This window comes from Massilia sp. CFBP 13721 (assembly GCF_014842025.1).
Classification (GTDB): Bacteria; Pseudomonadota; Gammaproteobacteria; order Burkholderiales; family Burkholderiaceae_D; genus Telluria.
Map to the genome: position 1 here is coordinate 43,108 of NZ_JACYUY010000025.1, position 12,544 is coordinate 55,651.

Here is a 12,544-nt window from a genome sequence, read left to right on the forward strand (position 1 = left end):
TTAGGGAGGGCCCACGGACGCCTGCGTCCGTGGGCAACCTGCGTTATCGCTTCAACCAGGGTTGAATCAATAACGATAATGGTCCGGCTTGTATGGACCTTCCTTCTTCACCGAGATGTAGGCGGCCTGCTCGTCGGTCAGCTCCGTCAGCTGGGCGTTGAGCTTTTTCAGCTGCAGGCGCGCGACCTTTTCGTCCAGGTGCTTCGGCAGCGTGTAGACGCCGACCGGGTACTGCTCGGTGTTGGCGAACAGCTCGATCTGGGCGATGGTCTGGTTCGCGAACGAGGAGCTCATCACGTACGACGGGTGGCCGGTGCCGCAGCCCAGGTTCACCAGGCGGCCTTCGGCCAGCAGGATGATGCGCTTGCCGTCCGGGAAGATGACGTGGTCAACTTGCGGCTTGATGTTTTCCCACTGATATTTCTTCAGCGAGGCAACATCGATCTCGTTGTCGAAGTGGCCGATGTTGCAGACGATTGCCTGGTCCTTCATGCGCAGCATGTGCTGTTCGGTCAGGATGTGGTAGTTGCCGGTACAGGTAACGAAGATGTCGCCGTGCTCGGCCGCATATTCCATCGTCACGACACGGTAACCCTCCATCGCCGCCTGCAGCGCGCAGATCGGATCGATTTCGGTGACCCAGACTTGCGCCGACAGGGCGCGCATGGCTTGCGCCGAACCTTTACCGACGTCACCGTAACCGGCGATGACGGCGACTTTACCGGCGATCATGACGTCGGTTGCGCGCTTGATGCCGTCGACCAGCGATTCGCGGCAGCCGTACAAGTTGTCGAACTTCGATTTCGTCACCGAATCGTTGACGTTGATCGCCGGGAAGGCCAGTTTACCCTCCTGGTGCATCTGGTAAAGGCGGTGCACGCCGGTGGTGGTTTCTTCGGTCACGCCGAGGATTTGCGGCAGGCGCTTCGAGTACCACTGGGGATCGGTTTTCAGGCGGCCCTTGATGGCGTTGAACAGGCAGATCTCTTCTTCCGAACCCGGCTTGTCGAGTACCGAGATGTCGGTCTCGGCGCGTGCGCCCAGGTGCAGCAGCAGGGTGGCGTCGCCGCCGTCGTCGAGGATCATGTTCGAGTACACGGCGTTACCCGCGGCGTCGTTCGGCCACTCGAAGATGCGGTGCGTGTATTCCCAGTACTCGTCCAGCGTTTCGCCCTTGACGGCGAACACTGGCGTGCCGACCGCGGCGATGGCGGCGGCGGCGTGGTCCTGGGTCGAATAGATGTTGCACGACGCCCAGCGCACTTGCGCGCCGAGCGCTTCCAGCGTGCGGATCAGCACAGCGGTCTGGATGGTCATGTGCAGCGAGCCGGTGATGCGCGCGCCTTTCAATGGCTGCGCGGCGGCGAATTCTTCCTGGATTGCCATCAGGCCCGGCATCTCGGTTTCGGCGATGCGGATTTCCTTCTCGCCCCAGGCGGCCAGGGAGATGTCGGCAATGTGGAAGTCTTGGGTGGTTTTCAGTACGGCGCTCATCACGCCCTCCTTTCAAGTTAAGAAAAAAGTAACGTGAGCGCAGTGTTGAGATATCCGAGCCTGGCGAAAAAGAATTTTTCGTCGCAACGCTCCTCGGAACGGGCTAGTGTAGCACGTCTGGCGCGGCGTCGTACCGGACGCAGATCATGCTGAGGGGGATTTGTGCGGTTGCAACAAACGGAGCAGCGCCGGATTGTATGCGTGGGCTGATCGGTATGGGTGACGCGATACGTAGGGTGGGCTCTGCCCACGCGGTGCAGCGCTTGAAGAGTGGCAGCGAAATTATCGGAACGCGACGGCTGCAATTTGCGGACGATGTGCGGAATGCATCAGCACGACTGCGTGGGCAGAGCCCGGTGAAACCGCCGTTGAGGCCATTGACCTCAACGGCCCCTACAAAAGCGGCCATCAGCCTTCTAAACTGATGGCCGCTTTACTGCCTTACGACAAGCCTGCTTCGGCGCGCAGCAGCGCCGCCTTATCGGTGCGCTCCCACGTAAACTCCGGCTCTTCGCGGCCAAAGTGGCCGTAGGCGGCCGACTTGGTGTAGATCGGGCGCAGCAGGTCGAGCATCTGCACGATGCCTTTCGGGCGCAGGTCGAAATGTTCCATCACCAGCTGGGCGATTTTCTCGTCCGAAATGACGCCGGTGCCCTCGGTGTAGACCGTGATGTTGATCGGCCGCGCGACGCCGATGGCGTAGCTGACCTGCACCTGGCACTGGCGCGCCAGGCCGGCGGCGACGATGTTTTTCGCCACGTAACGCGCGGCGTAGGCGGCCGAGCGGTCGACCTTCGAAGGATCCTTGCCCGAGAACGCGCCGCCGCCGTGCGGGGCTGCGCCGCCGTAGGTGTCGACGATGATCTTGCGGCCTGTCAGGCCACAATCGCCTTGCGGGCCGCCGATGACGAAGCGGCCGGTCGGGTTCACCAGGTATTTGGTGTTTTGCAGCCATTCGCGCGGCAGGGTCGGCTTGATGATTTCCTCGATCACCGCTTCCTCGATCTGCGAATGCGACACGTCGGGATGGTGCTGGGTCGAGAGCACGACGGTGTCGACCGAGACCGGGCGGCCGTCGACGTAGCGCAGCGTGACCTGGCTCTTCGCATCCGGACGCAGCCATGGCAGGCGGCCATCCTTGCGCAGCTGCGACTGGCGCTCGACCAGGCGGTGCGCGTAGTGGATCGCGGCTGGCATCAGCTCGGCGGTCTCGTCGCAGGCATAGCCGAACATCAAGCCCTGGTCGCCCGCACCCTGGTCGAGGTCGAGGCCGGCGCCTTCGTCGACGCCCTGAGCGATGTCCGGCGACTGGCGGTCGTAGCAGACCATGACGGCGCAACCTTTATAGTCGATGCCGAAGTCGGTGTTGTCGTAGCCGATGCGCTTGATGGTATCGCGGGCAACGCCGATATAATCGACGTTGGCGTGGGTCGTGATTTCGCCGGCCAGCACCACGAGACCCGTGTTGCATAGGGTTTCAGCAGCGACGCGGGCGCGCGGGTCTTGCTCGAGGATGGCGTCGAGAATCGCGTCCGAGATCTGGTCGGCGACTTTGTCGGGATGGCCTTCCGAGACGGATTCGGAAGTAAAGAGATAATCGTTGGACATGAAGGCTCCAGTTACTGTGATCAAAAAACTGCCGCAGCAACCTGTGCCTGCGACGCTTTAGCGACATTTATATTCCGCTTCGCAAGTTGTCTATTAACTCGGCGGATCCTGCGTAAAGTGGTATTTTACGCTCCTTTAAGAAATTCTGGCTGAGGGGCACGCTTTGTGCATCGATGCCGATCAAGCGCATGCTAGTTATTTTATTCAGAGTATTGTCCGTCTTTCCACTAGGCATGCTGCATGCGCTCGGCAGCATGCTGGGCTGGCTGGTGTATTGGTTGTCGCCTTCGTACCGGCGCCGTCTCGATGCCAACCTGGCCCAGGCAGGCTATCGTTCCCAGCGCCGCGCCGCCGTCGCCGAGGCCGGTAAAGCCATCGTCGAGCTGGCATTTGTCTGGTGCGGCAAGCCGGAGCGTGTTGCCCGTCATGCCACAGTGGAAAACTGGGAGGTGGTGCAGCGCGTGCTCGACGCCGGCCGCGGCATTGTGTTCCTGACGCCACACCTGGGCTGTTTCGAGATGACCGCCCAGCAAATCGCGCTGCACACGGCGCTCACGGTGATGTACCGCCCGCCCAAGAAAAGCGCGCTGAAACCACTGGTCGAAGGCGCGCGGGCGCGCCATAACCTGCACCTGGCGCCGGCCAACCTGTCGGGCGTGCGCATCCTGGCAAAAACTTTAAAAAGCGGTCAGCCGATCGGCTTGTTGCCCGACCAGGTTCCGCAGGAAGGTGAAGGCGTGTGGGCGCCCTTCTTCGGCCGGCCGGCCTATACGATGACGCTGCCGGCGAAACTGGCCCAGCTCGGACGCGCCGACATCTTGCTGGTGTATGCCGAACGGCTGGCGAAGGGGCGCGGTTATGTCGTGCGCTTCGTGCCCTTCGAGGGCGACCTGTCGGGCAGCGCTGCCGAGCAGGCGGCCAGCATCAACCGCGCGATGGAAGCGCTGATCGCACGTTGTCCGGCCCAGTATTTCTGGAGCTATAACCGCTATAAACAACCCGAGGGGGTGGCCGCGCCACAGGCCGAGGCCGTGGCATGAGGATCCTGATCGCTTTCCTGTGGCTGCTGCATTGGCTGCCCTTGCCCGTGCTCGGGCGCTTCGGCGAAGCCATTGGCAGCCTGCTGTTCCTGGTCCTCGGCAAGCGCCGCCACATCACCCTGACCAACCTGCGCCTGTGCATGCCGGAACTGTCGGAGTCTGCACGGCGCGACCTGGCCCGTCAACACTTCCGCGCCTACGCGCGCAGCATTTTCGAGCGCTCGATCCTGTGGTGGGCGCCGGAAGCGCGGGTCCGTCAACTGATCCACGTCGACGGCGCGGTGCCGCAGGCGGCGATGGAAGCCGGGCCGACGATCCTGTTGTGCCCGCATTTTGTTTGCCTCGACGTGGCAGGCGTTGCTTCGCGCGTGATTCCAGTTTGCAGCATGTATGTGCCGCAAAAAAACGCCGCCTTCGACAAGCTGCTGCGCCATGGCCGCGAACGCTACGGTCCGGTGCGCCTGGTAACGCGCAAGGAAGGCATCAAGCCGATCCTGCGCGCGCTGCGCGACGGTCTGCCCTACTTTATGTTGCCCGACATGGATTTCGGCGAAAAGGATGCCGAGTTCGTGCCCTTCTTTGGCGTACCGGCGGCCACGCTGACGGCGCTGGGCCGGATCGCCGGCACCACCGGCGCCAAGGTGATTCCGGTGGTGGCGACTTACCTGCCGAACTACCAGGGCTGGCGCGTGCGCTTCTATCCTGCCTGGGAAAATTATCCTGGTACCGACATGCTCGAAGCCACCCGGCGCATGAACGCGTTTATCGAAGAGCGGGTGCGCGAAGCGCCGGCCGAATATTTCTGGACTCATAAACGCTTCAAAACCCGCCCGCCGGGTGAGCCCTCGCTCTACGACTAAGGCCTTACAGTTAATTCTATGAAACTCAAGTTCACCAAGATGCAGGGCGCAGGCAACGATTTCGTTGTCATCGACGCCATTTCGCAGCAAATCGATTTCAGCACCGAACAATGGCAACGCCTGGCCGACCGCCGCTTCGGCGTCGGCGCCGACCAGATCCTGATCGTGGAACGCCCGACCGTCCCTGGCGCCGATTTCCGCTACCGCATTTTTAACAATGATGGCGGCGAAGTCGAACAATGCGGCAACGGCGCCCGCGCCTTTGCCCGTTTCGTCGCCGACCAGGGATTGACCAAGGAACGCAGCATCCGCGTCCAGACCATGTCCGGCATCATCGCGCCACGCCTGGAAAACGATGGCAGCGTGACGGTCGACATGGGTGCCCCGGTGCTGGAGCCGGCCGCGGTCCCGTTCGACAACGCGGCGCTGGAGGGCGTGCCGCAGGGGCGCGATACGCTGTGGCCGTTGAACCTGCAGCTTGCCGGCGCGTCGGTCAGCATCCCGATCTCGGTGGTTTCGATGGGCAACCCGCATGCGGTGCAGACGGTTGACGACACGGAATCCGCCCCGGTAGCGGAACTGGGCCCGCAAATCGAACATCATCCGCGCTTTCCGAAGCGTGTCAACGCCGGCTTCATGCAGGTGGTCGACCGCCACCACGTCAAACTACGCGTCTTCGAGCGCGGCGCCGGCGAAACCCTGGCATGCGGCACCGGCGCCTGCGCCGCTGTCGTGGCCGGGATCCGGCGCGGGCTGGTCGATTCGCCGGTACGGGTTTCGGCGCGCGGCGGGGAATTATCGATTGCCTGGGCTGGCGAAGGCGAACCGGTTTATTTGAGCGGCCCGGCCGTTACCGTGTTCGAGGGTGAAATTACGCTGTAAAGCGTGTTCGCACGATCGTGAATCTTGCCCGTACCGCTTGGGCCAGGCGTGGGCAACGTGCTGCACGGCGACGCAACTTTGTTCAGTGACGCGCTCAGGCAGCCATGCCATACGCGGCATTTCCACGCTCCGGCTTGCCGGCGGGAGCCATCCTGCCATCGCTGCTGTCCAGCAGCCTGCCCGCCATCGCCGCATCCGCCATCAGGGTGCGCAGCCGGTACAGGCGCTGGCGGTAATTTCCTTCCGGTCCACCCGGGCCGCAATCGACATTCTCGAACAGGCGCACGATGCGGTCGAGCGTTTGCCGCTCCTGCGCCGTGTCGACCATGACCAGACGGCGCTTGCTGCGACCATAGCTGGCGCGGATATCGACCACCAGGCAATGCCCCTGGTCCGCCGCCGCCACGTCGAGCAGCAGGGTTTCGGCACGTGTCAGGCCGAACAGCGCGGCCAGTTCCAGCCGCGCCGCCAGCAGCGGGTGCGCCGTCAGGTCGCCGACACAACCGAGCAGCGCGCCGGTTTCGGTGTGCGCGGCATCCTCGGGACGCGGCGCGATCCTGCGGATGGCTGCCGCCGCCTCGGCGTTGCCTTGCGCCGCCGCCTGCTGCAGCCAGAACACGGCGCGCACATCGTTGCTTTCGTTTTCGCGGCGCGCGCGCCAGGCATTGTTGCCGCACTCCAGTTGCGCGATCTGGTAGCCCATTTCGGCCGCCTTTTCCAGGTAGCGCTGGGCATCGGCGACGTTGCGTTGCGAGAACTCGGGTTTCAGATAGATGCGCGACAAGGCATACCAGGCTTCGGCCAGGCCCTGCTCGCCCGCCAGCAGCAGCCAGCGGATCGCCTTTTTAAAATTCGCCGCCCCGCTACCGCCCTGCACCCGGGCGCCGTCGACCTGCATGCGCGCATACCACAAGCCGATCGCCAGCTGCGCGTGGCGGTCGTGCTCGGCGGCGGCCAGTTCCCAGAAGGCGTGCACCTCTTCATTGCCGACATCCTCGCCGGCAGCGGCGCCGTCTTTGCCGTCGGCCAGCAGCCGCGCCGTGCGCGACAGCAGCGTGACCTCGCCCGGCGCCAGGCGCCGGATCTGCTTGCCGCCGCCACTGTCCACGAGCGCGCGCGCCAGCGGCAGCGCCCGCGCGAGGTAATCCTGCCAGGCTGCGGCGGCCCAGCTTTGCTCGAGCAGCGCGAACTGTGCCTCGGCCAGGCCGTTGTCGGCGGCGCGGCGCAGCCACGGCTGATCCGGGGCTGGCTGTGCGTCCAGCGCCCCGGCACCCGGACGCCCGGCCGTGCGCCGCTCGCCCTGCCCGGCCCGCTCGCGTAAGGGCGCGGTGCCCCGCACTGCGGCAACGGCTTCCTGCTTGGCGGGACCCTGCGCGGCGCAGGCGGCGCTGACGCTGGCGGCAATGTCGGGCCGCCGCGCCAGCAGCCACTGCGCTTCCGCGAAGCCGGCACGCGCCGCTTCCTCGAGCGCGCGCAAGGCCTTGTTGCGCAGCGCATCGGGCGCGGCGCGGCCATCCTCGAGCAGCAGCTGGGCCAGCACCAGCCCGGCGCGCACGTTGCCGCCGTCATAGGCGCGTTCGTACCAGGGCGCCAGCGGCGTCGCGTGGACCCGCGCCAGGTCGAGCGGGATATGGCTGCCGATCAGCTCACAGGATTCAGCACAATCCTGGCGCGCCGCCCGGTCGAGCCAGTGCAGCGCCGTGGGCAGGCTGCGGGGCAAGCCGGCACTGCCGAACAGGTAGCGCTTGCCCAATTCGAGTTGCGCGTCGGCGCGGCCACTGCGGGCGCCACGGATGATCGCCAGTTCTTCACGATTAGCCATCGGTCGTCTTCGTCAATTGATTAGGGGCGTGCATTGGAGGCGTGCTACTGCGGGGCGGGATCGGCGGAAGACCGCGACGAGAAGGCTGTCGCAGGCAAAGTTGCCAATATACAAGAAGTTCCCGAATCGCGCCCGCACCCATCGGTTTAAGGAAAGTCTAAGCCAGCAGGGGGAGCCAAACGTCCCGAACCGCTCGAAGATTGATATCGCACAAGCGCCCCAAAACGATGCGGAACTCTGCCACCTTGCAGTGCATCAAGCACAAAACCGGGCGTCAGACGGGCTCAGGCGTTTCGAAAATACAACAGCACGATTGGTTAAATTGGCTTTCCACCAACTCGAACCGCCATAATTAACCAATCCGGCAATCTTGACGCGTTAAGCATTTAAGGTTCACTCGTCCGAGTGTTCAGCAATGAAAGTCTCAACGCTCTTTGGATTCCGATTCACTTCTAAGGATACGAATAAATGAAAAAATCTCTGATGGCAGTTGCCCTCGTCGGCGCGTTCGCCGGCGTTGCCCACGCACAGACCGCCGTTCAAATCTACGGCACGATCGATGCAGGCGTACAAAAGCGCTCGGGCCAGACCCTAAGCATCGGCAAGCGTGCATCGAACACGCTCGGTTTCAAGGGTACGGAAGATCTGGGCAACGGCCTGAAGGCGCTGTTCCAACTGGAAATCCGTTACGAGCCGGACACCGGCACCACCGAAAGCAACGGCCGTCCGCTGTTCCAGGGCCAGAGCCGCGTCGGCCTGCAGGGTGATTTCGGTATGGTCCGCATCGGTCGCGGCCTGACCCCGTACCAGGAAACCGTGGGCGCCTTCGAGCCGTTCCACTCGCTGCCGCACCAGGCTGGTTTCTACACCGACCTGGCCGTCGCCGGTTACACCTCGACCCCGCTGGACCCGGCGATCAACTCGAACAACCGTTGGGCGAACGCCTTCTGGTACAACAGCCCGGTCATCAGCGGCTTCCAGCTGAACACCGCAATCGCTACCAAAGAAAACAACGGCGCACCAGCCATCATTGGCCGTGGCACCGCCGCTGCACCGCAGTACGCTGCCGGCGCGGAAGCCAGCGCCAACCCGTTCTCGGTCACCGGTACCTACAACAACGGTCCGGCAGCCCTGATGGTCGGCTACGAGCGCAATGCGATCGAAAGCAAGGTCATGTCGGTCGGCGTTTCGCTGAACGTCACGCCTGAACTGAAACTGATGGCACTGGCATCGCGCCAGGAGCAGGACAACACCCGCTTCTTCAACACCCGTACCAACGCCTGGATCCTGGGCGCCAACTACACCATGGGCGCAGGCAAGTTCCTGGCTGGCTATGGCCAGAAAGATCCAGAAAACTACATCAAGACCAAGCAAATGTCGCTGGGTTACGAGTACAGCCTGTCGAAGCGTACCTACGTGTACGTCGATGCATCGCGCAAGGACGGCCCACAGCGTTCGTTCAACACCTTCACCGGCGTTGCTGCTCCGGACGAGACCGTCAATTTCTACACGATCGGCGTGAACCACTCGTTCTAAGCTGACGCGGACGCAAGTCCGCCACGCTTGACGCTGATAGGGCAGGATCCGGCAACGGTCCCTGCCTTTTTTACGTCCGCAACGTTGGCGCGGCATTCGAGCTGTACCCCCCCTGTTGTATTTCTGCCACTACCCCCGTCATGCTTGGGCAGTTGTGTATACAGCGCGCAGGACGGATGGCATATTTGCGTTGCGGAATTATTTAGCTTCCGAAAACGAACAATAGTGGAGATTCAATGAACAAATGTTTGATCGCCGGTCTGATCGGCTCGTGCTTCGCAATCCCGGCCCTGGCCCAGACCAGCGTCCAGATCTATGGCGTGGCCGATGCTGGCGTCCTGTTTCAAAAGGGCGGCCCGACCAAGATCGTCAGCGGCGGTGCCGACGGCTCGCGTATCGGTTTCAAAGGTACTGAAGAGCTGGGCAATGGCTTCAAGGCCATCTTTAACCTGGAAGCACGTGTCGAACTCGACACCGGCACCCAGCAGCCGACCCTGATCAACGACAACCGCGGCCTGTACCTGGAGCGCGGCCTGAATGCACTCGACAGGTTCAGCCCGGCGATCGCGCCAGGCCTGCGCGCGGCGCTGTACCAGCCGGGCGCACCGGCCGTCAACCAGGAGCGCGCGCTGTTCGACCGTACCGCGATGGTCGGCCTGATCACCCCGGTCGGCGCCGTACTGCTGGGCCGCATGTACACCCCGGGTTATGAAGTGTTCGCCGCTGCCGATGCCTTCGAATCGGGCATGGTCGGCACTTGGGGCCACGTCACCGGCGGCACCGCCGGCTTTACTGCGCTGGGCGCGGACATCCGCTCGCAGGAAGCGGTGCAGTACCGTATCGCCCATCCGTCGGGCCTGGGCGGCTCGCTCATGTACGGCCCACGCGGCTCGGGTTACCTCGGCCGTTACGAAAAGTTCCGCGCCGCCGCCATCACCTACAAGGCAAACGGCTTCGACATCGGCATCGGCTACAACCACGGTTACGACCAGCAAGACCGTCCGAGCCTGCGCACGACCACGGTCGGCGGTTCGTACACCATGGACGCCTTCAAATTCTTCGCCGGTTTCCATAGCCAGCGTAACCAGAACTCGGCCCTGATCGCCGATTACCTGGGCGCCTGGGACCAGCGCATCGCCCCGGCACTGGCCGCGGCGCCGCTGGCAGTGCGTACCGCCGCGCGCGATACCTTCGAAGGCATCATGCGCAACAACACGCTGCAGGATGCGAACAGCTACCAGGTCGGCGCCCATTACAAGCTCGGCAACGGCCGCGTCATGGCGTCGTATGCGCACCAGAACGACCGCACGGTGTCCAACAGCGATGCCGACATGTTCGCGCTCGGCTACGACCACTTCCTGTCGAAGCGCACCGACGTCTACATTGCTGCTTCCGTGATCAAGAACGACAACGAGGCGCAATACACACCCGGCATCTCGGGTTCGCCGGGCGGCTTCACCCGCGCCCCGGGCGAAGATGGCCGCGCCATGCAGATCGGCGTGCGTCACCGCTTCTGATCGCACGAGGATCGGCTAGCCACGAGGGCGCCTGCGGGCGCCCTTTTTCATCGTTGCCGATCGGTGCTGCGGTAAAATTGCGCACACCCTACTTTTTGCAAGATTACCGATGACCGTTTCCCTGGACTCCGCCGCCGTTGCCCACTACCTGGCCGAGCACCCACGCTTCTTCGAAGAACATGCCGCCCTGCTGGGCGAGGTCAAACTGTCGAGCACGCTGACCGGGAAAACCGTGTCGCTGCAGGAGCGCCAGATGGAAGTCATGCGCGCCAAGTACAAGGCGCTCGAACTGCGCATGGCCGACCTGCTGCGCACCGCCACCGACAACACCGTCATCCTGAACCGCTTTCACGCCTGGCATGTGGCGCTCTTGAAATCGGCCGGCGGCGCGGCCATGGCGCGCGACCTGGTCGACGGCCTGAAGGAACATCTCGCCGTGCCGCAAGCGGCGCTGCGCCTGTGGAATGTCAAAGCCGAGCATACCGACACCTGGTTTGCCGCCGATGCCGGCGATGCGCGCCTGTTCGCATCCAGCCTGCGCGTACCCTATTGCGGGCCGAACAAGGATTTCGAAGCCGTGCGCTGGCTCGACGGCGCAGACGCGGTGCGCTCGACCGCGCTGTTGCCGCTGACGGCGAATGGCGCCACCTTCGGCTTGCTGGTGCTGGGCTCGCCCGACGCCGAGCGCTTCAGCGCGCTGATGGCGACCGACTTCCTGGTTCAATTGGGCCAGTCGGCCAGCGCCGCGCTGGCGCCGCTGCGGGCGTAGCATGGACGCGGCGCGCACGGACTGGGCCGAACGCTACCTGGGAGAATTGGCCACCCAGCGCCAGCTGTCCGCGCACACGATTGCCGCCTACCGGCGCGACCTGGCCGAACTGCGCCAACTGGCCGGCCATGAAGACTGGCCGCTGCTGACCCATGCCGACATGCGCCGCTTCGCCGCGCGCCTGCACGCCAGCGGCCAGGAAGCGCGCTCGATCGCCCGCAAACTGTCGGGCTGGCGCGGCTTTTATGCATGGCTGTCGCGCCAGATGGCACTGCCCGCCAATCCGGTCGAGGGCGTGCGCGCCCCGCGCCGTCCAAAAACCCTGCCCAAGGCGCTGGCCGTCGATGCCGCCGTCCAATTGCTGGAAGCGAAGCAGCACGGTCATCCGGAGCCGGCCGAACTGTGCAACCGCGCTATGTTCGAGCTGCTGTATTCGAGCGGGTTGCGGGTGTCGGAACTGGCCGGGCTCGACCTGGCGTATACGAACGCCGACGGCCAGGCATCCCTGGGCTGGTACGATGCCGCCGCCGCCGAAGTCGTGGTCACCGGCAAGGGCAATAAAATGCGCCGGGTGCCGGTCGGCGGCCCCGCGCGCGCGGCGCTGGCCGCCTGGCTGGCGGTGCGTCCGCCCGCCGCCGACGGCAGTGCCGCCTTGTTCCTGTCGAAACGCGGCACCCGCATCAGCCCGCGCGTGGTGCAGCAACGACTGAAGACCCATGCGCTGCAGGCCGGTTCCCCGGTGCACGTGCACCCGCACGTGCTGCGCCACTCGTTCGCTTCGCACCTGCTGCAATCCTCGGGCGACCTGCGCGCCGTGCAGGAACTATTAGGCCACGCCAGCATCACCTCGACCCAGGTGTATACCGCGCTCGATTTCCAGCATCTTGCCGCCGTGTATGACCGAGCCCATCCGCGCGCGAAAGCGAAGTAGACAAGGGTTCGCCTGCGCTGGCGCAAAGGCTGGTGCGGTTGATGGTGGCAGATTGCAAATTACGGCATAATCTTCGGCTTCTTCA

At 64.0% G+C, this 12,544-nt stretch carries 10 protein-coding genes and 1 riboswitch; of the genes, 7 read left to right on the forward strand and 3 right to left on the reverse strand.

Annotated features, from left to right (window positions below; genetic code table 11):
• Positions 1-66 precede the first annotated feature (66 nt).
• Positions 67-1,494: an adenosylhomocysteinase gene (ahcY, locus tag IFT60_RS20645; protein WP_192055168.1), complete on the reverse strand. Its 1,428-nt coding sequence runs from the start codon at positions 1,492-1,494 to the stop codon at positions 67-69.
• A gap of 28 nt (positions 1,495-1,522) precedes the next feature.
• Positions 1,523-1,595: riboswitch (S-adenosyl-L-homocysteine riboswitch) on the reverse strand.
• A gap of 340 nt (positions 1,596-1,935) precedes the next feature.
• Positions 1,936-3,102, reverse strand: a complete 1,167-nt coding sequence (gene metK, locus IFT60_RS20650; RefSeq protein WP_192055170.1) for a methionine adenosyltransferase — start codon at positions 3,100-3,102, stop codon at positions 1,936-1,938.
• 188 nt (positions 3,103-3,290) lie between these two features.
• On the opposite strand from metK, the gene IFT60_RS20655 reads away from it, so the two are divergent.
• Genes IFT60_RS20655 through dapF form a run of 3 tightly spaced genes read left to right on the forward strand, consistent with a single transcriptional unit; the run spans position 3,291 to position 5,884 of the window.
• On the forward strand, positions 3,291-4,142 hold the full coding sequence (locus tag IFT60_RS20655; RefSeq protein ID WP_192055173.1) for a lysophospholipid acyltransferase family protein: 852 nt from the start codon (positions 3,291-3,293) through the stop codon (positions 4,140-4,142).
• Entirely contained in the window at positions 4,139-5,002 is an 864-nt protein-coding gene (locus tag IFT60_RS20660) for an LpxL/LpxP family acyltransferase (RefSeq protein WP_192055175.1), read from the forward strand. Before IFT60_RS20655 ends, IFT60_RS20660 begins: the two co-directional genes overlap by 4 nt.
• An 18-nt stretch (positions 5,003-5,020) precedes the next feature.
• Positions 5,021-5,884 (forward strand): diaminopimelate epimerase, encoded by an 864-nt coding sequence (gene dapF / locus IFT60_RS20665; RefSeq protein WP_192055177.1) that lies wholly within the window; start codon positions 5,021-5,023, stop codon positions 5,882-5,884.
• 94 nt (positions 5,885-5,978) lie between these two features.
• On the opposite strand, the gene IFT60_RS20670 is transcribed toward dapF, so the two are convergent.
• Positions 5,979-7,706 (reverse strand): tetratricopeptide repeat protein, encoded by a 1,728-nt coding sequence (locus tag IFT60_RS20670; protein ID WP_192055179.1) that lies wholly within the window; start codon positions 7,704-7,706, stop codon positions 5,979-5,981.
• Between the two features lie 468 nt (positions 7,707-8,174).
• Between IFT60_RS20670 and IFT60_RS20675 the strand changes: the two genes are divergently transcribed.
• The 4 genes from IFT60_RS20675 to xerC all read left to right on the forward strand — a co-directional run bounded on the left by IFT60_RS20675 (position 8,175) and on the right by xerC (position 12,459).
• Positions 8,175-9,242, forward strand: coding sequence for a porin (locus IFT60_RS20675; RefSeq protein ID WP_192055182.1), 1,068 nt, complete (start codon positions 8,175-8,177; stop codon positions 9,240-9,242).
• Between the two features lie 236 nt (positions 9,243-9,478).
• Positions 9,479-10,759 carry a porin gene (locus tag IFT60_RS20680; protein WP_192055184.1) on the forward strand — a complete coding sequence of 427 codons (1,281 nt, stop codon included), beginning with the start codon at positions 9,479-9,481 and terminating at the stop codon, positions 10,757-10,759.
• 109 nt (positions 10,760-10,868) lie between these two features.
• Positions 10,869-11,528: a DUF484 family protein gene (locus IFT60_RS20685; protein WP_192055186.1), complete on the forward strand. Its 660-nt coding sequence runs from the start codon at positions 10,869-10,871 to the stop codon at positions 11,526-11,528.
• Between the two features lies 1 nt (position 11,529).
• Complete coding sequence (gene xerC / locus IFT60_RS20690; RefSeq protein WP_192055188.1) at positions 11,530-12,459, forward strand: tyrosine recombinase XerC; 930 nt, start codon at positions 11,530-11,532, stop codon at positions 12,457-12,459.
• Positions 12,460-12,544 lie beyond the last annotated feature (85 nt).